Annotated in this window: 36 protein-coding genes; 32 read left to right on the top strand and 4 right to left on the bottom strand. The window is 45.7% G+C overall.

Annotated elements, in window-relative coordinates:
• Positions 1–41 precede the first annotated feature (41 nt).
• The 30 genes from rplC (at position 42) to dsbD (ending at position 15,942) form a co-directional block, all read left to right on the top strand.
• The gene (gene rplC, locus ICN47_RS02680; RefSeq protein WP_216218643.1) at positions 42–698 is read left to right on the top strand and encodes a 50S ribosomal protein L3; all 657 of its coding nucleotides are present in this window, start codon (positions 42–44) and stop codon (positions 696–698) included.
• Between the two features lie 11 nt (positions 699–709).
• Positions 710–1,330, top strand: a complete 621-nt coding sequence (gene rplD, locus ICN47_RS02675; RefSeq protein ID WP_011901901.1) for a 50S ribosomal protein L4 — start codon at positions 710–712, stop codon at positions 1,328–1,330.
• A complete protein-coding gene (rplW, locus tag ICN47_RS02670) occupies positions 1,327–1,641 on the top strand; it encodes a 50S ribosomal protein L23 (protein WP_216218360.1) in 315 nt (104 codons plus the stop codon). Before rplD ends, rplW begins: the two co-directional genes overlap by 4 nt.
• Before the next feature lie 2 nt (positions 1,642–1,643).
• On the top strand, positions 1,644–2,474 hold the full coding sequence (gene rplB, locus ICN47_RS02665; protein WP_216218359.1) for a 50S ribosomal protein L2: 831 nt from the start codon (positions 1,644–1,646) through the stop codon (positions 2,472–2,474).
• Positions 2,475–2,494: 20 nt separating this feature from the next.
• Positions 2,495–2,773, top strand: coding sequence for a 30S ribosomal protein S19 (gene rpsS, locus ICN47_RS02660; protein ID WP_046329379.1), 279 nt, complete (start codon positions 2,495–2,497; stop codon positions 2,771–2,773).
• Between the two features lie 7 nt (positions 2,774–2,780).
• Complete coding sequence (gene rplV / locus ICN47_RS02655; RefSeq protein ID WP_216218642.1) at positions 2,781–3,113, top strand: 50S ribosomal protein L22; 333 nt, start codon at positions 2,781–2,783, stop codon at positions 3,111–3,113.
• Between the two features lie 8 nt (positions 3,114–3,121).
• Positions 3,122–3,949 (top strand): 30S ribosomal protein S3, encoded by an 828-nt coding sequence (rpsC, locus tag ICN47_RS02650; RefSeq protein WP_216218358.1) that lies wholly within the window; start codon positions 3,122–3,124, stop codon positions 3,947–3,949.
• 2 nt (positions 3,950–3,951) lie between these two features.
• The gene (rplP, locus tag ICN47_RS02645; RefSeq protein WP_100379479.1) at positions 3,952–4,365 is read left to right on the top strand and encodes a 50S ribosomal protein L16; all 414 of its coding nucleotides are present in this window, start codon (positions 3,952–3,954) and stop codon (positions 4,363–4,365) included.
• Positions 4,366–4,379: 14 nt separating this feature from the next.
• On the top strand, positions 4,380–4,574 hold the full coding sequence (gene rpmC / locus ICN47_RS02640) for a 50S ribosomal protein L29 (RefSeq protein ID WP_215362451.1): 195 nt from the start codon (positions 4,380–4,382) through the stop codon (positions 4,572–4,574).
• Positions 4,575–4,586: 12 nt separating this feature from the next.
• Positions 4,587–4,856 (top strand): 30S ribosomal protein S17, encoded by a 270-nt coding sequence (gene rpsQ, locus ICN47_RS02635; RefSeq protein ID WP_011901909.1) that lies wholly within the window; start codon positions 4,587–4,589, stop codon positions 4,854–4,856.
• Between the two features lie 183 nt (positions 4,857–5,039).
• Positions 5,040–5,408, top strand: coding sequence for a 50S ribosomal protein L14 (gene rplN, locus ICN47_RS02630; RefSeq protein WP_011901910.1), 369 nt, complete (start codon positions 5,040–5,042; stop codon positions 5,406–5,408).
• A 9-nt stretch (positions 5,409–5,417) separates the two neighbouring features.
• Complete coding sequence (gene rplX / locus ICN47_RS02625; protein WP_011901911.1) at positions 5,418–5,726, top strand: 50S ribosomal protein L24; 309 nt, start codon at positions 5,418–5,420, stop codon at positions 5,724–5,726.
• A gap of 16 nt (positions 5,727–5,742) precedes the next feature.
• Entirely contained in the window at positions 5,743–6,285 is a 543-nt protein-coding gene (gene rplE / locus ICN47_RS02620) for a 50S ribosomal protein L5 (protein ID WP_015420243.1), read from the top strand.
• A 9-nt stretch (positions 6,286–6,294) separates the two neighbouring features.
• Positions 6,295–6,600: a 30S ribosomal protein S14 gene (gene rpsN, locus ICN47_RS02615; protein ID WP_216218357.1), complete on the top strand. Its 306-nt coding sequence runs from the start codon at positions 6,295–6,297 to the stop codon at positions 6,598–6,600.
• Between the two features lie 24 nt (positions 6,601–6,624).
• Positions 6,625–7,020, top strand: a complete 396-nt coding sequence (gene rpsH / locus ICN47_RS02610) for a 30S ribosomal protein S8 (protein ID WP_216218356.1) — start codon at positions 6,625–6,627, stop codon at positions 7,018–7,020.
• A gap of 10 nt (positions 7,021–7,030) precedes the next feature.
• Complete coding sequence (rplF, locus tag ICN47_RS02605) at positions 7,031–7,564, top strand: 50S ribosomal protein L6 (protein ID WP_216218355.1); 534 nt, start codon at positions 7,031–7,033, stop codon at positions 7,562–7,564.
• Positions 7,565–7,577: 13 nt separating this feature from the next.
• A complete protein-coding gene (rplR, locus tag ICN47_RS02600; protein WP_215360615.1) occupies positions 7,578–7,931 on the top strand; it encodes a 50S ribosomal protein L18 in 354 nt (117 codons plus the stop codon).
• Between the two features lie 18 nt (positions 7,932–7,949).
• Positions 7,950–8,468: a 30S ribosomal protein S5 gene (gene rpsE, locus ICN47_RS02595; protein ID WP_068947703.1), complete on the top strand. Its 519-nt coding sequence runs from the start codon at positions 7,950–7,952 to the stop codon at positions 8,466–8,468.
• A gap of 24 nt (positions 8,469–8,492) precedes the next feature.
• The gene (gene rpmD, locus ICN47_RS02590) at positions 8,493–8,684 is read left to right on the top strand and encodes a 50S ribosomal protein L30 (RefSeq protein ID WP_216218354.1); all 192 of its coding nucleotides are present in this window, start codon (positions 8,493–8,495) and stop codon (positions 8,682–8,684) included.
• Positions 8,685–8,708: 24 nt separating this feature from the next.
• The gene (rplO, locus tag ICN47_RS02585) at positions 8,709–9,149 is read left to right on the top strand and encodes a 50S ribosomal protein L15 (protein ID WP_216218353.1); all 441 of its coding nucleotides are present in this window, start codon (positions 8,709–8,711) and stop codon (positions 9,147–9,149) included.
• A gap of 18 nt (positions 9,150–9,167) precedes the next feature.
• Positions 9,168–10,505, top strand: coding sequence for a preprotein translocase subunit SecY (gene secY / locus ICN47_RS02580; protein WP_216218352.1), 1,338 nt, complete (start codon positions 9,168–9,170; stop codon positions 10,503–10,505).
• A 4-nt stretch (positions 10,506–10,509) separates the two neighbouring features.
• The gene (gene infA / locus ICN47_RS02575) at positions 10,510–10,728 is read left to right on the top strand and encodes a translation initiation factor IF-1 (RefSeq protein WP_068320132.1); all 219 of its coding nucleotides are present in this window, start codon (positions 10,510–10,512) and stop codon (positions 10,726–10,728) included.
• Positions 10,729–10,762: 34 nt separating this feature from the next.
• A complete protein-coding gene (gene rpmJ / locus ICN47_RS02570) occupies positions 10,763–10,879 on the top strand; it encodes a 50S ribosomal protein L36 (RefSeq protein ID WP_012357167.1) in 117 nt (38 codons plus the stop codon).
• Positions 10,880–10,903: 24 nt separating this feature from the next.
• Positions 10,904–11,269, top strand: coding sequence for a 30S ribosomal protein S13 (rpsM, locus tag ICN47_RS02565; protein ID WP_096673340.1), 366 nt, complete (start codon positions 10,904–10,906; stop codon positions 11,267–11,269).
• Between the two features lie 18 nt (positions 11,270–11,287).
• The gene (rpsK, locus tag ICN47_RS02560; protein WP_011901923.1) at positions 11,288–11,695 is read left to right on the top strand and encodes a 30S ribosomal protein S11; all 408 of its coding nucleotides are present in this window, start codon (positions 11,288–11,290) and stop codon (positions 11,693–11,695) included.
• Between the two features lie 117 nt (positions 11,696–11,812).
• Positions 11,813–12,436 carry a 30S ribosomal protein S4 gene (rpsD, locus tag ICN47_RS02555; protein ID WP_216218351.1) on the top strand — a complete coding sequence of 208 codons (624 nt, stop codon included), beginning with the start codon at positions 11,813–11,815 and terminating at the stop codon, positions 12,434–12,436.
• Positions 12,437–12,459: 23 nt separating this feature from the next.
• The gene (rpoA, locus tag ICN47_RS02550; RefSeq protein WP_071464451.1) at positions 12,460–13,440 is read left to right on the top strand and encodes a DNA-directed RNA polymerase subunit alpha; all 981 of its coding nucleotides are present in this window, start codon (positions 12,460–12,462) and stop codon (positions 13,438–13,440) included.
• Positions 13,441–13,456: 16 nt separating this feature from the next.
• Positions 13,457–13,852 carry a 50S ribosomal protein L17 gene (rplQ, locus tag ICN47_RS02545; RefSeq protein WP_216218350.1) on the top strand — a complete coding sequence of 132 codons (396 nt, stop codon included), beginning with the start codon at positions 13,457–13,459 and terminating at the stop codon, positions 13,850–13,852.
• Between the two features lie 69 nt (positions 13,853–13,921).
• The gene (gene cutA / locus ICN47_RS02540; RefSeq protein ID WP_216218349.1) at positions 13,922–14,272 is read left to right on the top strand and encodes a divalent-cation tolerance protein CutA; all 351 of its coding nucleotides are present in this window, start codon (positions 13,922–13,924) and stop codon (positions 14,270–14,272) included.
• Positions 14,269–15,942 (top strand): protein-disulfide reductase DsbD, encoded by a 1,674-nt coding sequence (gene dsbD, locus ICN47_RS02535; RefSeq protein WP_216218348.1) that lies wholly within the window; start codon positions 14,269–14,271, stop codon positions 15,940–15,942. The genes cutA and dsbD overlap by 4 nt, the downstream gene beginning before the upstream one ends.
• Before the next feature lie 7 nt (positions 15,943–15,949).
• Here the strand turns inward: dsbD and hemB are convergent, their stop codons facing one another.
• A complete protein-coding gene (gene hemB / locus ICN47_RS02530; RefSeq protein ID WP_216218347.1) occupies positions 15,950–16,975 on the bottom strand; it encodes a porphobilinogen synthase in 1,026 nt (341 codons plus the stop codon).
• Between the two features lie 10 nt (positions 16,976–16,985).
• The gene (gene yihA / locus ICN47_RS02525) at positions 16,986–17,618 is read right to left on the bottom strand and encodes a ribosome biogenesis GTP-binding protein YihA/YsxC (RefSeq protein ID WP_216218346.1); all 633 of its coding nucleotides are present in this window, start codon (positions 17,616–17,618) and stop codon (positions 16,986–16,988) included.
• A 115-nt stretch (positions 17,619–17,733) separates the two neighbouring features.
• On the opposite strand from yihA, the gene ICN47_RS02520 reads away from it, so the two are divergent.
• A complete protein-coding gene (locus ICN47_RS02520; RefSeq protein WP_216218345.1) occupies positions 17,734–18,459 on the top strand; it encodes a cytochrome c in 726 nt (241 codons plus the stop codon).
• Between the two features lie 67 nt (positions 18,460–18,526).
• On the opposite strand, the gene lysA is transcribed toward ICN47_RS02520, so the two are convergent.
• Entirely contained in the window at positions 18,527–19,825 is a 1,299-nt protein-coding gene (lysA, locus tag ICN47_RS02515) for a diaminopimelate decarboxylase (RefSeq protein WP_216218344.1), read from the bottom strand.
• The gene (locus tag ICN47_RS13080; RefSeq protein ID WP_223146611.1) at positions 19,815–20,009 is read right to left on the bottom strand and encodes a lipoprotein; all 195 of its coding nucleotides are present in this window, start codon (positions 20,007–20,009) and stop codon (positions 19,815–19,817) included. The genes lysA and ICN47_RS13080 overlap by 11 nt, the downstream gene beginning before the upstream one ends.
• A gap of 17 nt (positions 20,010–20,026) precedes the next feature.
• Here ICN47_RS13080 and cyaY point away from each other — a divergent pair, with 17 nt between their 5' ends.
• A complete protein-coding gene (cyaY, locus tag ICN47_RS02510; protein WP_255538902.1) occupies positions 20,027–20,440 on the top strand; it encodes an iron donor protein CyaY in 414 nt (137 codons plus the stop codon).
• Positions 20,441–20,443: the final 3 nt, after the last annotated feature.

Below are 20,443 nucleotides of genomic sequence, written 5' to 3'. Positions count from 1 at the left end.
TTAATTTTGCCGACCAATCGAAGTCGGCGTGGAGCATGAATATGAGCTTAGGCTTAATCGGCCGCAAGGTCGGCATGACCCGTCTATTTACGGACGAAGGGGATTCAATCCCTGTAACCGTAATTGACGTGAGCGACAACAGAATCGCTCAAATCAAGACCCAGGCAACTGATGGCTATGATGCTATCCAGTTGGCACATGGCACACGTAGAGCTACTCGCGTTACCAAAGCAATGGCTGGTCACTTCGCTAAAGCAGGGGTGATGGCTGGTAACGGTCTCAACGAATTCACATTAGATGCAGCAAAAATCGCAGAAATGACACCAGGACAAGTAATTCCTGCTGAAGCTGCTTTTACTGCTGGTCAAAAAGTGGACGTGCAAGGCGTATCTATCGGTAAGGGCTACGCCGGAACCATTAAGCGTTATCACTTCGCTTCTGGTCGCGCATCCCACGGTAACTCACGTTCACATAACGTACCAGGCTCAATCGGTATGGCGCAAGATCCAGGTCGTGTTTTCCCTGGTAAGCGCATGACTGGTCACTTGGGTGACGTTACCAAAACAGTTCAAAATTTAGTCATCGCACGCATTGATGCAGAACGTAATCTCATCATGGTTAAAGGCGCTATTCCAGGCGCCCCAGGCGGTAAAGTTATTGTTACTCCAGCGGTGAAGACACCGTTGAAGAAGAAATAAGGAGAGCGAATATGGAACTTAAGCTTCTCCAAGACAACGGTACTTTAGGTGCAGGCGTACAAGCTTCACCAGAAGTATTCGAACGTGAATATAACGAAGCATTGGTACACCAAGTTGTAGTGGCTTATCAAGCAAATGCACGTAGTGGTAACCGTGCGCAAAAAGACCGTGAGCAAGTTAAGCACACAACCAAAAAACCTTGGCGTCAAAAGGGTACTGGTCGTGCACGTGCTGGTATGAGCTCTTCCCCGCTGTGGCGTGGGGGTGGTCGTATATTCCCGAATTCTCCAGAAGAGAATTTCAGCCAAAAAGTAAACAAGAAAATGTACCGCGCTGGTATGAGATCTATTTTGTCTCAGTTAGCTCGCGAAGGTCGTTTGAATGTAGTTGATCAATTTTCTCTTGACGCTCCAAAGACTAAAGTTTTGGCTGACAAAGTTAAAGCAATGGGCTTGGATTCAGTCTTGATTATTGTTGATCAGGTTAGCGAGAATTTGTACTTGGCATCACGCAATCTGCATAAGGTTGCTGTATGTGAGCCACAGCATGCTGATCCATTAGCTTTGGTTCAATACAAAAAAGTATTAGTAAGCAAAGCTGCGATCGCAAAAATTGAGGAGTTGCTGAAATGAGCCAAGTCCGTAAAAACGATCACAACCTGATGAGGGTTCTGCTTGGACCGGTTATCTCTGAAAAAGCCACTATGGTTGCAGAGAAGAACGAACAAGTAGTTTTCCAAGTAGCTCGCGACGCAAACAAGAGCGATGTAAAACAGGCAGTTGAATTGCTCTTCAAAGTGCAAGTTGACTCAGTTCAAATCGTAAATCAAAAGGGTAAGCCTAAGCGCTATGGCCGTTTTGAAGGTCGTCGTGACCACACTAAGAAGGCCTACGTGAATTTGAAGCCAGGTCAAGAAATTAACTTTGAAGCGGAGGCGAATTAATCATGCCTTTGATGAAGACAAAACCGACCTCACCAGGTCGTCGTTCAATGGTAAAGGTGGTCAATCCTGACCTCCATAAAGGTAAACCTTTTGCACCATTGCTAGAGCCACAGTTCCAAAAAGCGGGCCGTAATAATAACGGTCACATCACTACCCGTCATAAAGGTGGTGGTCATAAGCATCACTATCGTGTTGTTGACTTCAAACGCAACGACAAAGATGGTATTCCAGCAAAAGTTGAACGCTTGGAATACGATCCAAACCGCAGCGCAAACATTGCGTTGATCGTGTTTGCTGATGGTGAGCGTCGTTATATTCCTGCTGCTAAAGGTATGACTGTTGGCCAATCTTTAATGAGCGGTTCAGAAGCGCCAATTAAATCTGGAAACAATTTGCCAATTCGCAATATTCCAGTTGGTAGCACAATTCACTGCGTAGAAATCATGCCGGGTAAGGGTGCTCAAGTAGCCCGTTCTGCTGGTGGTTCAGCAGTATTGTTAGCGCGTGAAGGTGTATACGCTCAGGTTCGTTTGCGTTCCGGTGAAGTTCGCCGTGTTCTGATTGTGTGCCGCGCCACCATTGGTGAAGTTGGTAACGAAGAGCATAGCCTGAGAGTTATCGGTAAAGCAGGTGCAAATCGCTGGCGTGGTATTCGCCCAACCGTTCGCGGTGTGGCAATGAACCCAGTAGATCACCCACACGGTGGTGGTGAAGGTAAAACTGGCGAAGGCCGTGTACCTGTATCTCCATGGGGCACTCCAACCAAAGGTTATCGTACACGTCGTAACAAGCGTACAACATCGATGATCGTTCAACGCCGTCAAAAGCGCTAAGCGATTAAGGAAAAATAGATATGACACGTTCAGCTAAAAAAGGCCCATTTTGCGAAGCCAGCTTGGTAAACAAAGTTGAAGTCGCACAAGCCAACAAAGACAAGAAGCCGATCAAAACATGGTCACGCCGTTCAACAATTCTTCCAGACTTTATTGGTCTGACAATTGCTGTTCATAACGGTCGTCAGCACGTTCCGGTTTATGTATCAGAAAACATGGTGGGTCATAAGTTAGGCGAATTTGCCTTGACCCGTACTTTCAAAGGTCACGCTGCTGACAAGAAAGTAACGAAGAAGTAAGGGGATGATGATGGAAGTTAAAGCTATTCACAAGGGTGCCCGCATTTCTGCGCAAAAGACACGTTTGGTCGCCGACCAAATTCGTGGTTTGCCAATTGCTCGCGCATTAAACATTTTGCAATTCAGCCCTAAGAAAGCTGCCTTCATTGTGAAGAAAGTTGTTGAGTCCGCAATGGCCAACGCTGAACACAATTCTGGTGCTGATATTGATGAGCTCAAGGTTTCAGCAATTATTGTTGATAAAGGCACTTCATTGAAGCGCTTTACCGCACGCGCTAAGGGTCGTGGCAATCAAATTGAAAAACAAACTTGTCACATTAGCGTGACCTTGAGTAACTAAGGAAATATATGGGCCAAAAGATAAACCCCACCGGATTCCGACTCGCGGTAACGAAGAATTGGACATCACGTTGGTATGCAAACAATACTGACTTCGCAAAGATGCTGAAAGAGGACGTAGATGTCCGCATCTATCTCAAGAAGAAGTTGAAGAATGCATCAGTAAGCAAAGTAGTTATCGAGCGTCCTGCAAAGAATGCACGCATCACTATCTATAGCTCACGTCCAGGTGTTGTAATCGGTAAAAAAGGCGAAGATATTGAAGTTCTCCGCCGCGAATTACAAAAGCGTATGGGCGTTCCAGTTCATGTGAATATCGAAGAAATTCGTAAGCCTGAAGTTGACGCGCAATTGATTGCTGACTCTATTACTCAACAGTTAGAGAAGCGCATCATGTTCCGTCGTGCAATGAAGCGTGCGATGCAAAGCGCAATGCGTCTTGGTGCACAAGGTATCAAGATCATGTCTTCTGGTCGTTTGAACGGCGCTGAAATTGCTCGTCGCGAATGGTACCGTGAAGGTCGTGTTCCGCTTCATACATTGAAGGCTGACATTGATTACGCAACATCAGAAGCTGAAACAACATACGGCATTATTGGTGTAAAAGTTTGGGTTTACAAAGGCGACACATTAGGTCGTGGTGCAGAAGCTCAAGTAGCAACTCCATCCGCTGAACCTGCTGCCGAAGAAAAGAAAACTCGTCGTGCTCCAAGCAAAACAGCTGCTCGTAAACCAGCTGCTGGCGCTGACAAGCCATTAGTTGCTGCTAAGCCAGCAGTAAAGCGTGTGCGCAAGGTTGAAACACCTGCCGCAGATACGCAGAAGTCAGGAGAGTAAGCATGCTACAACCAAAGCGTCGTAAGTATCGTAAGGAACAAAAAGGTCGTAACACTGGCGTAGCAACACGCGGTAGTTCTGTAGCCTTTGGTGACTTTGGATTAAAAGCCGTTGGACGCGGTCGTTTAACTGCGCGTCAAATCGAGTCAGCACGTCGTGCAATGACTCGTCACATTAAACGTGGTGGCCGTATTTGGATTCGCATTTTCCCAGATAAGCCAATTTCACAAAAACCTGCTGAAGTACGTATGGGTAACGGTAAAGGTAATCCAGAGTACTACGTAGCTGAAATTCAACCAGGCAAGATTTTGTACGAGATGGATGGAGTGGACGAAACTTTGGCGCGCGAAGCGTTTAAGCTTGCTGCTGCTAAGTTGCCTTTACAGACCACTTTCGTGATTCGCCACTTAGGTTGATCGGGATAGAGATTATGAAAAATACAGAATTAGCTTCAAAAGATCTGACTGCTTTGAATGCAGAGTTAACCGAGTTGCTTAAGACCGGTTTCAAGCTCCGCATGCAAAAAGGCACTCAGCAACTCACAAATACCAGCCAATTGGGTAAAAATAAGCGCGACATCGCTCGTGTGAAGACTTTTATCGCCCAAAAGACTGCACAGAAATAAGGAAAAAGGGATATGACAGAATTATCTAAACCCTTGCGCCGCACCCTCGTGGGCCGCGTTGTTAGTGACAAAATGCAAAAAACTGTGACGGTATTAGTTGAGCGTCAAGTTAAGCATCCAGTGATTGGTAAGTATGTTGGCCAATCCAAAAAGTACCATGCTCATGACGAAGCTGGCACATACAAGATGGGTGATACCGTTGAAATTGCTGAATCTAAGCCAATTTCACGTACTAAATCTTGGGTTGTGACCCGTTTAGTTGAAGCTTCAAAAGGTATTTAAAGAAATATTGGGGATTTTGGCGAAGTTTCTTCCCAAATCCCTGTTTTGCGTAGTAGAATAGAAGGCTTCTCTAGTTTTATTGGAGAAGCAGTGTTTTTCATTAATTCCGGGCTCTAACTTTCGTTAAAGCCCATAGACGGAACCAAGACTGTTTGCCTTTGGCCAATAAGTTGGGGATTAGAAATGATACAAACCGAAAGTAGATTACAGGTTGCCGATAATACTGGCGCCAGTGAAGTTTTGTGCATCAAGGTATTGGGCGGCTCTAAGCGTCGTTACGCCAGTATCGGTGATGTCATCAAAGTAAGCGTGAAATCCGCTGCTCCACGTGGCCGTGTAAAAAAAGGTGACATTTATAACGCCGTAGTAGTGAGAACTGCTAAGGGTGTTCGCCGTCCAGACGGTTCATTGATTAAGTTCGATGCAAACGCTGCGGTATTGCTCAACGCTAAGTTAGAGCCAATTGGCACACGTATCTTTGGACCAGTGACGCGCGAGTTGCGTACTGAAAAGTTCATGAAGATCGTTTCTCTCGCCCCCGAAGTTATTTAAGAGGCTGATATGAAAAAGATTCGTAAAGGTGATTCCGTAGTTCTGTTGACTGGCCGCGATAAGGGCAAGCAAGGAACAGTAACGGCCGTTCTCGAGAACAAATTAGTGATCGAAGGCGTAAATATTTATAAAAAGAGCGTTAAGCCAAACCCAGCTGCAGGTGTAACCGGCGGCATGATTGACAAGACTATGCCTGTTCACATTTCTAATGTGGCAGTGGTTGACGGTAACGGCAAGCCATCACGTGTTGGTATCAAACTCGTTGATGGTAAAAAACAGCGTTTCCTCAAAACCACCGGCGCAACGTTAAGCGCATAAGGGGCACGGAGAAATTATGAGCACACGTTTTCAAGAGCACTATCAAGCTAAAGTTGTTGCTGATTTGATCGCTAAGTTTGGCTACAAGTCAGTAATGGAAGTTCCACGTATCACCAAGGTAACCCTAAATATGGGCCTAGGCGATGCAGTGAACGACAAGAAGATTATCGAAAATGCAGTTGGTGATTTAACTAAAGTTGCAGGCCAAAAGCCAGTAGTAACTAAAGCTAAAAAGGCTATTGCAGGTTTCAAAATTCGTCAAGGCTACCCAATTGGTGCCATGGTGACATTGCGCGGTCAGCGCATGTACGAATTTTTGGATCGTTTCGTTACTGTTGCATTGCCACGCGTACGTGACTTCCGTGGAATCTCCGGTAAGGCATTTGACGGCCGTGGTAACTACAACATCGGCGTTAAAGAGCAGATTATTTTCCCTGAAATCGAATACGACAAAATTGATGCGCTTCGCGGCCTCAATATCAGTATTACGACGACTGCTAAAACCGACGAAGAAGCAAAAGCTTTGTTGGCAGCATTCAAATTCCCTTTCCGCAATTAAGAGGCTAACGTGGCAAAACTATCCCTGATTGAGCGCGAGAATAAGCGCGCAAAAACTGTAGAGAAGTACGCTGCCAAGCGTGCTGAACTGAAAGCGATCATTGCTGATCAAGCTCGTAGCGATGAAGAGCGCTACGAAGCACGCTTGAAGCTACAAGCACTTCCACGTAATGCAAGCCCGATTCGTCAAAGAAATCGTTGTTCATTAACCGGTCGCCCACGTGGCACATTCCGTAAATTCGGTTTGGCTCGTAGCAAGATTCGTGAAATCGCCTTCCGTGGCGAAATCCCCGGTTTAACCAAGGCCAGCTGGTAAGCGGCGAAAGAATTAGGAGAACTCATGAGTATCAGCGATCCAATCGCCGACATGTTGACAAGGATCCGCAATGCGCAAGCAGTGCAGAAACCCGTAGTCTTGATGCCGTCGTCAAAAGTTAAAGTAGCCATCGCAAAAGTGTTGCAAGATGAAGGCTATATCGAGAATTTTGAAATCAAAGGTGAAGCAGCTAAGCCAGTGCTCCATATTGATCTCAAATACTATGCAGGCCGTCCTGTTATTGAGCGTATTGACCGTGTTTCAACACCAAGTCTACGTATCTATAAAGGCCGTCATGACATTCCAGAAGTAATGAATGGCTTGGGCATTGCAATTATTTCAACCCCTCAAGGCGTAATGACAGACCGTAAAGCACGTGCAACAGGCGTGGGCGGCGAAGTTATTTGCTACGTAGCTTAAGGAGCGAAATATGTCCCGCGTAGGTAAATCACCAATTACAGTTCCTAAGGGCGCTGAAATCAACATCAACGGTGCAACCGTTACTGTTAAAGGCCCATTGGGTACTTTGACTCATAACTTGCATCCTTCTGTTGGTTTGAAACAAGAAGATGGCGTATTGACAGTTGTTTTAAATAACGACTCACCAGAAGCTGGTGCTCAGTCAGGTACAGTACGTGCTTTGGTTAACAACATGGTTGTTGGCGTAACTACTGGCTTTGAGCGCAAGCTCAGTTTAGTAGGCGTTGGATACCGTGCTGCTGCCCAAGGCGAAACATTGAAATTGCAGTTGGGTTTCTCACACGACATTATTTACAACCTGCCAAAGGGTGTAAAAGCGGAGACTCCATCGCAAACTGAAATCATTATTAAAGGCTCCAACAAGCAGCAAGTTGGCCAGGTCGCTGCTGAAGTTCGCGCATACCGTTCACCAGAGCCATACAAAGGCAAAGGTGTTCGCTACGTTGACGAAGTTGTGCATCTGAAAGAAACCAAGAAGAAGTAAGCGAGATTAGAAAATGAATAAAGACGAATCCAGACAAAGACGTGCTCGGCAGACTCGTATTCGCATTGCCGAAGCATTGGCAAATCGCTTAACAGTTATCCGTAGCAATACACATATTTCTGCTCAGGTTTATAGCCCATGCGGAACCAAAGTTGTAGCAGCTGCTTCAACAATGGAAAAAGATTTGCGCCAAGCGATCAAAAACGGCGGCAACGCTGAAGCGGCAAAACAAATCGGCAAGTTAGTTGCTGAGCGTGCTGTTAAGGCAGGCGTTGTTGATGTTGCTTTTGATCGTTCCGGTCATCGTTACCACGGCCGTATTAAGGCCTTAGCTGAAGCTGCGCGTGAAGCCGGCCTGAAGTTCTAATAGGGTTTAGGAAAAAACATGGCAAAAATGCAAACTAAGATGCAAAACGAAGAGCGTGATGATGGTCTTCGCGAGAAGATGATCGCTGTTAATCGTGTGACTAAAGTGGTTAAGGGTGGCCGTATTCTCGGCTTCGCTGCTCTCACTGTAGTTGGCGATGGCGATGGTCGCATCGGCATGGGTAAGGGCAAATCAAAAGAAGTTCCAGTTGCTGTTCAAAAGGCAATGGACGAAGCTCGTCGCAAGATGATCAAAGTTTCCTTGCGCAAGGGTACTTTGCAACACACGGTTACTGGCCAGCATGGCGCATCACGTGTTTTGATTTCACCTGCTAAAGACGGTACTGGAATTATTGCCGGCGGCCCAATGCGCGCGATCTTCGACGTAATGGGCGTTACAAACGTGGTTGCTAAGTCACTTGGCTCTACAAACCCATACAACTTGGTTCGTGCAACGATTGATGGTTTGAGCAAGATGAGTACTCCTGCTGAGATTGCTGCTAAGCGCGGTAAGTCAGTTGAAGAGATTCTCGGCTAAGACCAAAAGATTAGGAATATACAAATGACAACATCTAACTCCAAAGTCAAACTGCAATTAGTACGCAGCTTGATCGGTACACGCGAAAGCCATCGTGCAACTGTACGTGGCTTAGGCCTAGGTCGTATCAATTCAGTTTCTGAATTGGAAGACACCCCAGCTGTTCGCGGCATGATTAATAAAGTTTCTTATCTAGTTAAAGTCATTGGCTCATAACTAGCAAGTAAATAGGCGAAGAATATGCAACTCAACACAATCAAACCTGCAGAAGGCTCCAAGAAAAACCGTCGTCGCGTTGGACGCGGCATTGGTTCTGGTCTTGGTAAAACTGCTGGCCGTGGTCACAAAGGTCAAAAATCCCGTTCTGGTGGTTTCCATAAGGTCGGATTCGAGGGCGGTCAGATGCCTATGTATCGTCGTTTGCCAAAACGCGGTTTCGTGTCTTTGACACGTCGTCACGTTGGTCAAATTACTTTGAACGACTTAGCAAAAATCAACTTGCCAGAGGTAGATCTCTTGGTATTGAAGGCTCATGGCTTTGCTGGTGAGCAAATCAACGCTATTAAAGTTATTAAAACTGGTGAACTCAAGATTGCTGTGACCCTAAAGGGCATCACAGCAACTGCTGGCGCAAAAGCAGCTATTGAAGCAGCTGGCGGCAAATTGGTTGAATTGGCTTAATAGGTCACTTTAATAAATATGGCATTAGCACCTACCAATAACGCAAGCACTGCAGCAGCAGGAGGCAAGTTTGGCGAATTACGCCATCGCTTGATTTTCCTGGTGTTGGCCCTGCTCGTGTTCCGTTTGGGTGCTCATATTCCAGTTCCTGGTATCGACCCTGATCAGTTGGCGCAATTATTTGCTGGCCAAAAAGACGGTATTTTGGGAATGTTTAACTTGTTCTCAGGCGGAGCGTTGTCACGCTTTACGGTTTTCGCTTTGGGAATCATGCCTTATATCTCTGCATCGATCATCATGCAGTTGATGACGATTGTTGTTCCTTCTTTGGAGTCTTTGAAAAAAGAAGGTCAAGCTGGTCAACGTAAGATTACCCAATACACCCGTTACGGTACTGTGTTGTTGGCAACTTTCCAGGCTTTAGGAATTTCCGTTGCATTGCAAGCGCAACCAGGTTTAGTAATTAACCCAGGCTTAATGTTTGAAGTAAATACTGTAGTTACTTTGGTAACCGGCACGATGTTCTTGATGTGGCTTGGTGAGCAAATTACTGAGCGCGGCTTAGGCAACGGTATCTCCATCATTATTTTTGGCGGTATTGTTTCTGGCTTGCCAAATGCATTAGCTAGCTTGTTAGAGCTGGTACGTACTGGTTCAATGAATATTATTTCTGCATTGCTCATCGTTGTTATTTGCGTAGCAGTGACTTATTTTGTGGTGTTTGTAGAGCGTGGTCAGCGTCGTATCTTAGTGAACTACGCTAAACGCCAAGTTGGCAACAAGATTTATGGTGGCCAATCTTCTTACTTCCCATTGAAGTTAAATATGGCCGGTGTTATTCCTCCAATTTTTGCTTCATCGATTATTTTGTTCCCTGCAACGATTGCCGGCTGGTTTACTTCTGGCGAGCCAACCAATATGTTCAGCAGAATTATTAAAGATTTGGCAGCAACATTGGCCCCAGGACAACCGGTTTATACAATTTTGTACGCAGCTGCAATCATTTTCTTCTGTTTTTTCTACACCGCACTGGTCTTTAACAGCCGTGAGACTGCAGATAACTTGAAGAAGAGTGGTGCATTTGTTCCAGGTATTCGTCCTGGTGATCAGACAGCGCGTTATATCGATAAGATTTTGGTGCGTTTAACCCTGGCTGGTTCTATTTATATGGTTTTGGTTTGTTTGTTGCCAGAATTCTTGGTCTTAAAGTACAACGTGCCGTTTTATTTTGGCGGCACTTCGTTGTTGATTATTGTTGTTGTTGCAATGGATTTCATGGCGCAAGTTCAGTCATTTGTTATGCAACAGCAGTACGGCTCTTTGATGAAAAAAGCTAACTTTAAGATGGGCGCTTAACTGAATGTCAAAAGACGATGTCATTCAGATGGCGGGAGAAGTTGTAGAGAATTTGCCGAACGCGATGTTTCGCGTGAAGCTGGAAAACGGACATGTAGTTCTAGGCCACATTTCCGGAAAGATGCGGATGCATTACATCCGAATTTTGCCGGGAGACAAGGTGACGGTGGAGATGACTCCTTACGACCTGACGCGAGCCAGAATTATTTTCCGCGCGAAGTAAAGATTAAGTAGTACCTATTTTTAAGAGGTGAGTTATGAAAGTTTTAGCATCCGTTAAGTGTATTTGCAGAAATTGCAAGATCATTAAGCGCAAACGTGTTGTGCGTGTGATCTGTTCTTCAGATGCACGTCATAAGCAGCGTCAAGGCTGATCTGGTTAATTAAGAGGAAATCTCATGGCACGTATCGCTGGGGTAAATATCCCAAATCATCAACACACTGTCATCGGTTTGACAGCAATTTTTGGCATTGGCACTACTCGTGCTAACAAAATTTGCAAAACCACAGGTGTTGCTATCGACAAAAAAGTAAAAGATCTTACTGACGCTGACTTGGAAAAGTTGCGTGATGAAGTAGGTAAGTTCATCACTGAAGGTGACCTTCGTCGTGAAGTAACTATGAGCATCAAGCGTTTGATGGACTTAGGTTGCTACCGTGGCGTACGTCATCGTAAGGGCTTGCCTGTACGTGGTCAACGTACTAAGACTAATGCGCGCACCCGTAAGGGCCCACGCAAGTCTGGCGTGCAACTGAAGAAATAATCAAGAAAGTTTATTGACATGGCAAAACAACAATCCGCTTCTGCCGCTTCACAGCGCGCTCGTAAGAAGGTTAAAAAGAACGTTGCTGACGGTATTGCACACGTTCACGCTTCTTTTAACAACACCATTATTACGATTACTGATCGTCAGGGAAATGCGCTTTCATGGGCAACTTCTGGCGGCCAGGGCTTCAAGGGCTCACGTAAATCAACACCTTTTGCTGCTCAGGTAGCTGCTGAAGTTGCTGGTAAAGCAGCCGTTGAATGCGGTATCAAGAACTTGGAAGTTCAGATCAAGGGTCCAGGCCCAGGTCGTGAATCCGCTGTTCGTGCATTGAACTCATTGGGTATCAAGATCACTGAGATTCAAGACGTTACTCCAGTTCCACACAATGGTTGCCGTCCTCCTAAGCGTCGTCGTATCTAAGCTAGGAAGTAGGCAGTACAAGTTTTAGTAGTTTTTTATTAAAGCCCACTGTTCGCCTGATTTAAAAGGGTGAACTCACCGCCGGTCGAAAGACTGCGGCAAAGAAAGGAAAGCATCGTGGCACGTTACTTAGGGCCTAAGGCCAAATTAGCACGTCGGGAAGGTACCGACTTATTTTTAAAGAGCGCACGTCGCGCCCTGTCAGACAAGTGCAAGTTAGATACTAAGCCTGGTCAGCATGGTCGTACATCTGGCTCAAGAACATCTGATTACGGTAATCAATTGCGTGAAAAGCAAAAGGTTAAGCGTATCTATGGAATATTAGAGCGTCAATTCCGTCGTTACTTCGCAGAAGCTGAGCGTCGTAAGGGCAACACTGGCGAAACATTGCTCCAGTTGCTTGAGTCACGTTTAGACAACGTGGTTTATCGCATGGGCTTTGGTTCAACACGCGCTGAAGCACGTCAGTTGGTATCCCATTGCGCAATCTTGCTCAATGGTAGCCCAGTGAATATTCCATCTATTCAGGTTAAGCCTGGTGATGTTGTTGCTATTCGTGAAAAAGCGAAGAAGCAAGCACGTATTACTGAATCACTGAATTTAGTTGGACAAATGGCCGCCATTACTTGGGTGTCAGTTGATGCAACTAAGCTCGAAGGAACATTTAAGCAAGTGCCTGACCGCGAAGATATCAGCGGTGAAATTAATGAAAGTTTGATCGTCGAATTGTATTCACGCTAATTAGGCACTCTCAAGGAAAAAATATGCAAACAAATTTGCTCAAGCCAAAAATTATTTCTGTTGAAGCGCTTACCGCCAACCAAGCTAAGGTTGTTATGGAGCCGTTCGAGCGTGGCTATGGCCACACACTCGGAAACGCATTACGTCGCGTACTTTTGTCCTCGATGGTTGGTTATGCGCCAACTGAAGTAGCTATTGCAGGTGTAGTTCATGAGTACTCCACATTAGATGGTGTTCAAGAGGACGTTGTAAACCTTTTGCTCAACCTCAAAGGTATCGTATTTAAGTTGCAGTCACGTGACGAAGTTACTATCAATTTGCGCAAAGAAGGCCCAGGCGTTGTTACCGCAAAAGATATCGATTTGCCACATGACGTAGAAATCATTAATCCTGATCACGTTATTGCTCACTTATCTGCTGGTGGTAAGTTGGACATGCAGATCAAGGTTGAAAAAGGCCGTGGCTATGTTCCTGGTAACGTTCGTCAATACAACGACGAAACTACTAAGATCATTGGTCGCATCGTATTGGATGCTTCATTTAGTCCAGTAAGTCGTGTTAGCTATGCTGTTGAGTCTGCTCGTGTTGAGCAACGTACCGACCTCGATCGTCTCGTAATGACTATCGAAACTAACGGTGTGTTGTCTCCTGAGGAAGCAATTCGTCAAGCAGCTAGCATCTTAGTTGATCAGTTAGTTGTATTCGCAGCCCTCGAAAGCAGCGAAGTTTCTGGTGATCTCGCACCAAGCCGCTCTTCAATGGTTGATCCAATGTTGATGCGTCCGGTTGATGATCTCGAGCTCACAGTTCGCTCTGCAAACTGCTTGAAGGCTGAGAACATTTACTACATCGGTGACTTGATTCAACGTACAGAGAATGAATTGTTGAAGACGCCTAATTTGGGTCGTAAATCTTTGAATGAAATCAAAGATGTATTGGCTGCTCGTGGCTTAAGTCTTGGCATGAAACTCGAAAGCTGGCCTCCAGCTAACCTCGAGAAATAATTAGAAAGGAAGCATCATGCGTCACGGAAACGGCTTACGCAAACTAAATAGAACATCTTCACATCGCTTGGCGATGCTGCGCAACATGTCCAATTCACTTTTGGAGCACGAAGTCATTAAAACGACTTTGCCAAAAGCAAAAGAATTGCGCATGGTTGTTGAGCCTTTGATTACCTTGGGTAAAAAAGACAACTTGGCAAACCGTCGCTTGGCATTCAATCGCACACGTGATCGCGATATCGTGACCAAACTCTTTACAGAGCTCGGCCCACGTTATGCAACACGTCCAGGTGGCTACCTTCGTATCTTGAAGTTTGGCTTCCGTCATGGCGATAACGCGCCAATGGCTTTGGTTGAGTTGGTTGATCGCCCAGAAGTGGATGAAACAGCAGTAGTAGCTGAAGAGGCTTAAGTCTTTCAGTTGCGTTGAAAAGCCAGGCTTCGGTCTGGCTTTTTTCATTGATAGGTTTATAAATACGGTATGTCTCAAAACCCTCCGGTTAATCCCAATAAGCTGCTCGTGGTAGTTACAAGCCTGCCTGATATGGTGGCTGCTAAGGAATTGGCCCGTGCATTAGTGGAGGCGAGATTGGCAGCTTGTGTGCAACTGGTGGATGGCATGCAATCTGTTTATCGTTGGGAAGGTAATGTTTGCGAAGACCATGAAGTTCTCTTGTCCGCAAAAACTACCGAGAGCAAGTGGCCAGAGATTACTAAATATATCCAAGAACATCATCCCTACGATCTTCCAGAGATCCTCGCATTTTCGCCAGAGCAATATGCACAGCAATACGGCAAGTGGGTGCAAGCTGAGGTAAATTCAAAGGTATGAGAATTCGATCATTCCTTAAATTAGTTTTTGCATTACTGGTGTTGGTGTCAGTCCATGTATTTGCCGCACAAGATTTTCTGCCGCCAGAAAAAGCCTTTCGGGTCGAAGCGACTTGGCTTGAGAATTCCAATCAAATTGAAATTGAATTTCTTCCAGCCAAGGGCTATTACATTTATCAAGAGTCCTTAAAATTTGAGGCTGGCTCGCAAGCTGAGAAGCTAATGAATATAAAGCCCTCTCTGCCTATGGGAATCGAAAAGTTTGATGAAACTTTTCAGAAAAAATTACAGATCTACAAGCAGCCTTTCATGGTTTTATTGGAAGTGAAGCCGCTACCGGGCAAGCCTATCCATATTGAAGTATCACTTCAAGGTTGTGCTGAAGCGGGTATTTGCTATCCGCCAATGACCCTAAAATTTTTACTCGCGGGCCCTGGCGTCAAAGCCGCACCTATACCTGAGCTGCTGGAAAATCCACCAGTTCAAAGCACGCCCGGAAATTTTGGTTTGGCAGACTTGTGGCGTGAGCGTGATGACGTTAATGCTATTGGCCGATTCTTAGAGGGCACGTCAACAACCTATTTATTTTTAGCATTCTTTATTTTGGGTTTGGCCTTGGCATTCACACCCTGCGTATTGCCCATGTTGCCGATTTTGTCGAGCGTGATCTTTGGATCACAAGGTGGCAAAACTGTTTCTAAGTCTCGTGCCAGTGTTTTGGCGCTGTCTTATGTTTTGGGGATGGCTCTGGTCTACGCTTTGGCTGGCGTCTTGATGGCGGCGCTCGGTGCTAGCGTTCAAAGAGCTTTACAGAGCCCAATTGCTTTGGTCGCCTTCTCTGTACTGCTCTTAGCCCTGTCAGGCAGTTTATTTGGTCTGTATGAGCTCAGGTTGCCTCATTCTTGGCATCAGCAGGTAGATAGGTTAGCAGGGCGCCATCAAGGTGGCAATGTCATAGGGGCTTTTGCCTTGGGGGGTATTTCCACGCTGGTGGCCAGTCCCTGTATTACAGCGCCTTTAGCAGGTGTTTTGGCCTTTATTGCGCAAACAGGCTCTATCAGCTTGGGAGCAGGCCTGCTCTTCATCATGGCTTTGGGTATGGGACTGCCATTACTCTTTATTGCTGTTGAGGCCCGAATTTTAATTCCCTCAACAGGGATTTGGATGATCTGGTTACAACGCACCTTAGGTGTTTTGTTGGTCGCTACTGCAGCTTGGATTGCTTCACCTTTGCTCCAAAAAAACAATGTTGCTGATTCAGCCAAAACAGTAAATGGTCAGCGCGTTCATCAGGTGGGGGATTTGTCTTTTGTAGTGATTCAGTCTCCGACCCAACTTGAAGCACAACTGCGTACAGCAAAAGAAGCAAAAAAATTAGTACTCCTAGATTTTTATGCAGACTGGTGTATCAGTTGTAAAGAAATGGAAGTCAATACCTTTTCAAATCCTGAGGTGAGTAAGGTCTTGCAACAGTTTGTATTGCTACAAGCTGATGTCACTAAAAATAGCCCGGACAATCAGGCTTTATTAAAACGTTTTGGATTGTTTGGGCCACCCGGAATTTTGATATTCAATCAAGATTCCCAGGAGTTACAAGATCAGCGTGTGATTGGTTATATGCCTCCACAACGCTTTGTTGAGCGACTCAAAAAGATATCTGAGTCGCAGTAAACCTGAATTACTTTGCTGACTTGATTAAGCGTGCAGCCTCTAGCGCAAAGTAAGTGAGAACACCATCAGCGCCGGCACGCTTAAATGCCATCAGAGATTCCATCATGACTGCGTCGTGATCTAACCAACCATTTTGTGAGGCTGCTTTAAGCATGGCGTATTCACCGCTGACTTGATAGGCAAAAGTGGGGTAACTAAATTCTTCTTTAACCCGACGAACAATATCTAGATAAGGCATACCTGGCTTCACCATGACCATATCAGCACCTTCGCTAATATCCATGGCAACCTCCCGCAAAGCCTCGTCAGTATTGGCGTAGTCCATTTGGTAGGTTTTTTTATCTGCCTTACCAAGGTTCTTTGCAGAGCCCACAGCGTCCCTAAAGGGACCGTAAAACGCAGAGGCATATTTGGCTGAGTAAGCCATGATGCGCGCATGGATCAATTTCTTTTGTTCAAGCGCTTCACGAATCTTGCCAATACGTCCATCCATCATGTCTGAGGGCGCAACAATATCGACGCCTGCTTCTGCTTGTGTAAGTGCTTGTTGTACCAAGATGGCGGTGGTCTCATCATTCAGAATGCAACCATGCTCATCAAGTACACCATCTTGTCCATGACTTGTATAGGGATCCAAGGCAACATCAGTCATGATGCCTAAATTCGGAAACAGTTTTTTGAGTTCACGAACCGCGTTTGGAATTAAGCCGTTGGAATTACTTGCTTCTTTTCCATCGGGAGTTTTGAGAGGGGCGTCGATTACTGGAAAAAGCGCCATCACTGGAATGCCTAAATCTACACACTCTTGCGCAACAGGCAACAGCAGGTCTAGGGATACACGATTGACACCAGGCATTGAAGCGACGGCTTGAGATTGCCCTTTACCTTCAAGCAGGAACACGGGATAAATTAAATCATCGACTGAAAGATGATTTTCTTGCATCAGGCGTCTAGACCAATCGTCACGACGCATACGACGTGGACGGTGAGCCGGAAATTGCAATACAGAATTAGTTGGTGATTTCATCTTCATGAGTTTCTGCTTAAAATAACCATTTAATAATTAAATTATCGGCTTCTTCAAGACCAATGCGTTTGGTGCTTGAAAATAATTGTGCCGTAAGTTGTTTTGAGTCCCCTGTGCCCTCTGGTAAAGCTGGATCATATTGCTGGAGTTGCTTGCGAACGGCTTCAAGGACATGCTTACATTCACTATTGTTCAGTTTGTCGCATTTACTAAGCAATATGTGAATAGGTTTGCCGGTTGGCACAAACCATTGAATCATTTGTTCATCTAGGTCGGTAATGCCACGCCTAGCATCCACAATCAGCACCATCCCGACTAACTGCTCACGCTCCTGCAAATAATCGCTTAGGAGGGCATTCCAGTGGTATTTGGTCTCATGATTAACCGCAGCATAGCCATACCCTGGCAAGTCGACTAAATAGGCTAAAAGGTCATCTTTAGCAAAAAGACCGAAATAATTGATATGTTGGGTGCGACCAGGGGTTTTACTAGCAAAAGCCAGCCTTTTTTGGTTGCACAGGACGTTTATAGCGCTGGATTTACCGGCGTTGGATCGACCAGCAAAAGCCACCTCACGGAGTGGAGTGGCAGGCAGGCAATGGGTGTCATTGACTGTGGTCGCGAAGCGGGCTTGAAAGAGTTTAGACATGTCCAGAAGCTATTGTAAAATCACGCAAAATCATGAAATATCTCATGGTGTTGGGTAAAAAGGTTGTAAATGTAGGGCCCAAACACTTTTAGGAATTTTTGCCAAGGTAAACATAATGCGTCAAACCTCCCAAATCTCCAAATTAACTAGCTTACGCGCTGGATTTGTAGCCCTCTCATTTTTTGCATTGACAGGTATTGCTGGTCTTGCGAATGCTGCAGATGCTGCGCCCGCAGCACCTATGGCTGAAGCTAAAGCTGCAGTTCCAGGCAAGCCTAAAGTCGATCCAGCTGCCGGTGAGGCTCTGTATTCTGCTGGTGACGCAAGCCGTGGCGTAGTTGCTTGTATTACGTGTCATGGCCCTAAGGGTCAGAGCGCCACAGGAACATGGCCTAAGTTATCTGCTCAACATGCTGCCTATACTGCAAAGCAACTCAGAAACTTTAAAGAAGGCACTCGTGCAAATCCAGTCATGATGGGTATGGCTGCTACTTTGACTGAGCAAGATATGAACAATATTGCTGCTTTCTTAGTTAAGCAAGAGCCATCATTAGGCGTTGCTCAAAATAAAGACACGATCGAATTAGGTCAAAGTATTTATCGCGGCGGTATCGCTGCTAAAGGCGTGCCAGCGTGTGCTGCTTGTCATAGCCCAACTGGTGCTGGTATTCCAAATCAGTATCCACGTTTGGGTGGGCAATGGGCTGAGTATTCATATACCCAATTGCTTGCGTTTGGTAATGGCACTCGTAAAAATGGTCCGATGATGACGACGATTGCGGGCAAAATGTCTGATTTAGAAATGAAGGCTGTTTCTGATTACATGGCTGGTTTGCGTTAAGCCACTCAGTAAAAAACAAAAACCCCGCTGATGTAGCGGGGTTTTTTATTGCCAATTTTTTTCAGTTTTATTTTGGTAGCACTGTCTCGCTAGCAAATAAGTCTTTGGTGTTTTCACGCTTTCGAATGACATAAACATTTTTTCCGTCGACCATGACTTCAGCAGGTTTTGGACGGGTGTTGTAGTTAGAGGCCATTACAAAGCCATAAGCACCTGCCGATAGAATTGCGAGCAGATCACCTTCTTCCACTGCAAGATTACGGTCTCTTCCAAGCCAGTCGCCAGATTCGCAAACGGGGCCAACGACATCATAAGTAGAGGCCTTCGCCGCCTTTTTTTGCACTGGAACAATGCCATGATGCGCTTCGTAAAGAGCGGGGCGCATGAGCTCAGTCATCGCTGCATCCACAATGCAAAAATTCTTTTCAACACCAGGCTTTAAATACTCCACCTTGGTTAGCAAGATGCCGGCATTACCTACAAGAGATCTACCGGGTTCTAATACAACATCGAGATGTCCAAAACCACGCTCGGCTACGCGATTGAGCAAGGTATTGGTGAACTCGGTGATATCAGGCGGCGTTTCATCGCTATAAGAAATGCCCAGCCCACCACCAAGATCAAGGTGGTGAATGACAATGCCCTCTTTCTTTAAATGCTCTACTAAGTCCAAGACTTTATCTAGAGCATCCAAGTAGGGTGCAGTAGTCGTAATTTGAGAGCCAATATGACAATCAATTCCAACAACATCAATCTGAGAGAGTTGAGTCGCTTCACGATAAGTATTTAAAACTTCGTGATACGCAATACCAAATTTATTCCCCTTTAATCCCGTGGAAATATAAGGATGTGTTTGTGCATCCACATCTGGATTGACTCGTATGGAAATCGGCGCGCGACAATTGAGCTTGCTAGCAACGCGATTAATCTGATGAAGCTCAGCGATCGATTCCACGTTGATACATTTCACACCGGCCTCAAGAGCCTGTGCAATTTCTGCAGCTGATTTACCAACGCCTGCAAAGACCAGACTTTTAGGATCGGCGCCAACTGCTAAAGCACGAGCCAGCTCTCCGCCACTCACTAAGTCAAAGCCAGCGCCTAATTTTTTAAAGCAATCAATTACCGCTAAATTGCTATTGGCTTTCATGGCGTAATGAACTCGTGCGCGACGCTTACCGCTTGCATCTACGCATGCGCGGTCATACGCTTGATAGGCTTCGGTGAGGGCTTTACGGCTATAGACGTAAAGCGGGGTGCCAAATTCATTCGCTAAATCTGCCAAAGGAACTTCTTCAGCATACCAAGAGCCATTACGCTCCGTAAATCCAGCTAATTGTGGTAGTGGTATGGCTTTACTTGTCATTGCTTGTTGGTGTTTGGGCGGCTTCAGGAGCCTGGGGTGGATAGAGGATTCCCTTGGGTTCGGGCGCGGTGGGCGCTGGAGGAACTGGCGGAATAATTGGCAAAACCAATGGACCCCTAACCCCACATCCAACAAGGGATATTAGGAAACTAATGCCAAGGGCTCTATGAATAATCGCTATCATGAATGTCTCTAAAACGAATGATTGAATATAGCATGCAGGGCTCTGGGATGAATCCAAATAATTTAAGCGTTGAAAGCATTGATGACAAGCAATTCCATCAGTTAGGAGCCCATTTATTACACTCTATAGAAATGGCGCTTGAGTCGGCAGATGATGCGCTGGATCTGGATTTAGATGTTGAGCGTCAAGGTGGCAATGTCATCAATATTCGCTTTCGGGATAAAAGCGTCATCGTAGTCAATACCCAGCCGCCTTTACACGAGATTTGGGTTGCCGCTAAATCGGGTGGGTATCACTATCGCTGGGCTGGATCTATGGCTCAACCTTTATGGCTCGATACTAAAACGGGATGCGAGCTATTGAGTGATCTGTCGCAGTTTGCTAGTGCTCAAGCAGGTCAGGCTATCAATATTGAATTGGAAAAAAACTAAGCT

This window comes from Polynucleobacter sp. AP-Latsch-80-C2 (genome assembly GCF_018882185.1).
GTDB lineage: Bacteria > Pseudomonadota > Gammaproteobacteria > Burkholderiales > Burkholderiaceae > Polynucleobacter.
This window is presented reverse-complemented; position numbering and strand designations above follow the sequence as displayed.

Excerpts from the sequence above, each read along its gene's own strand:
- rplC (WP_216218643.1), top strand. The coding sequence starts at position 42 with ATGAGCTTAGGCTTAATCGGCCGCAAGGTCGGCATGACCCGTCTATTT.
- rplD (WP_011901901.1), top strand. The coding sequence starts at position 710 with ATGGAACTTAAGCTTCTCCAAGACAACGGTACTTTAGGTGCAGGCGTA.
- rplW (WP_216218360.1), top strand. The coding sequence starts at position 1,327 with ATGAGCCAAGTCCGTAAAAACGATCACAACCTGATGAGGGTTCTGCTT.
- rplB (WP_216218359.1), top strand. The coding sequence starts at position 1,644 with ATGCCTTTGATGAAGACAAAACCGACCTCACCAGGTCGTCGTTCAATG.
- rpsS (WP_046329379.1), top strand. The coding sequence starts at position 2,495 with ATGACACGTTCAGCTAAAAAAGGCCCATTTTGCGAAGCCAGCTTGGTA.
- rplV (WP_216218642.1), top strand. The coding sequence starts at position 2,781 with ATGATGGAAGTTAAAGCTATTCACAAGGGTGCCCGCATTTCTGCGCAA.
- rpsC (WP_216218358.1), top strand. The coding sequence starts at position 3,122 with ATGGGCCAAAAGATAAACCCCACCGGATTCCGACTCGCGGTAACGAAG.
- rplP (WP_100379479.1), top strand. The coding sequence starts at position 3,952 with ATGCTACAACCAAAGCGTCGTAAGTATCGTAAGGAACAAAAAGGTCGT.
- rpmC (WP_215362451.1), top strand. The coding sequence starts at position 4,380 with ATGAAAAATACAGAATTAGCTTCAAAAGATCTGACTGCTTTGAATGCA.
- rpsQ (WP_011901909.1), top strand. The coding sequence starts at position 4,587 with ATGACAGAATTATCTAAACCCTTGCGCCGCACCCTCGTGGGCCGCGTT.
- rplN (WP_011901910.1), top strand. The coding sequence starts at position 5,040 with ATGATACAAACCGAAAGTAGATTACAGGTTGCCGATAATACTGGCGCC.
- rplX (WP_011901911.1), top strand. The coding sequence starts at position 5,418 with ATGAAAAAGATTCGTAAAGGTGATTCCGTAGTTCTGTTGACTGGCCGC.
- rplE (WP_015420243.1), top strand. The coding sequence starts at position 5,743 with ATGAGCACACGTTTTCAAGAGCACTATCAAGCTAAAGTTGTTGCTGAT.
- rpsH (WP_216218356.1), top strand. The coding sequence starts at position 6,625 with ATGAGTATCAGCGATCCAATCGCCGACATGTTGACAAGGATCCGCAAT.
- rplF (WP_216218355.1), top strand. The coding sequence starts at position 7,031 with ATGTCCCGCGTAGGTAAATCACCAATTACAGTTCCTAAGGGCGCTGAA.
- rplR (WP_215360615.1), top strand. The coding sequence starts at position 7,578 with ATGAATAAAGACGAATCCAGACAAAGACGTGCTCGGCAGACTCGTATT.
- rpsE (WP_068947703.1), top strand. The coding sequence starts at position 7,950 with ATGGCAAAAATGCAAACTAAGATGCAAAACGAAGAGCGTGATGATGGT.
- rpmD (WP_216218354.1), top strand. The coding sequence starts at position 8,493 with ATGACAACATCTAACTCCAAAGTCAAACTGCAATTAGTACGCAGCTTG.
- rplO (WP_216218353.1), top strand. The coding sequence starts at position 8,709 with ATGCAACTCAACACAATCAAACCTGCAGAAGGCTCCAAGAAAAACCGT.
- secY (WP_216218352.1), top strand. The coding sequence starts at position 9,168 with ATGGCATTAGCACCTACCAATAACGCAAGCACTGCAGCAGCAGGAGGC.
- infA (WP_068320132.1), top strand. The coding sequence starts at position 10,510 with ATGTCAAAAGACGATGTCATTCAGATGGCGGGAGAAGTTGTAGAGAAT.
- rpmJ (WP_012357167.1), top strand. The coding sequence starts at position 10,763 with ATGAAAGTTTTAGCATCCGTTAAGTGTATTTGCAGAAATTGCAAGATC.
- rpsM (WP_096673340.1), top strand. The coding sequence starts at position 10,904 with ATGGCACGTATCGCTGGGGTAAATATCCCAAATCATCAACACACTGTC.
- rpsK (WP_011901923.1), top strand. The coding sequence starts at position 11,288 with ATGGCAAAACAACAATCCGCTTCTGCCGCTTCACAGCGCGCTCGTAAG.
- rpoA (WP_071464451.1), top strand. The coding sequence starts at position 12,460 with ATGCAAACAAATTTGCTCAAGCCAAAAATTATTTCTGTTGAAGCGCTT.
- rplQ (WP_216218350.1), top strand. The coding sequence starts at position 13,457 with ATGCGTCACGGAAACGGCTTACGCAAACTAAATAGAACATCTTCACAT.
- cutA (WP_216218349.1), top strand. The coding sequence starts at position 13,922 with ATGTCTCAAAACCCTCCGGTTAATCCCAATAAGCTGCTCGTGGTAGTT.
- dsbD (WP_216218348.1), top strand. The coding sequence starts at position 14,269 with ATGAGAATTCGATCATTCCTTAAATTAGTTTTTGCATTACTGGTGTTG.
- hemB (WP_216218347.1), bottom strand. The coding sequence starts at position 16,975 with ATGAAGATGAAATCACCAACTAATTCTGTATTGCAATTTCCGGCTCAC.
- yihA (WP_216218346.1), bottom strand. The coding sequence starts at position 17,618 with ATGTCTAAACTCTTTCAAGCCCGCTTCGCGACCACAGTCAATGACACC.
- ICN47_RS02520 (WP_216218345.1), top strand. The coding sequence starts at position 17,734 with ATGCGTCAAACCTCCCAAATCTCCAAATTAACTAGCTTACGCGCTGGA.
- lysA (WP_216218344.1), bottom strand. The coding sequence starts at position 19,825 with ATGACAAGTAAAGCCATACCACTACCACAATTAGCTGGATTTACGGAG.
- ICN47_RS13080 (WP_223146611.1), bottom strand. The coding sequence starts at position 20,009 with ATGATAGCGATTATTCATAGAGCCCTTGGCATTAGTTTCCTAATATCC.
- cyaY (WP_255538902.1), top strand. The coding sequence starts at position 20,027 with ATGATTGAATATAGCATGCAGGGCTCTGGGATGAATCCAAATAATTTA.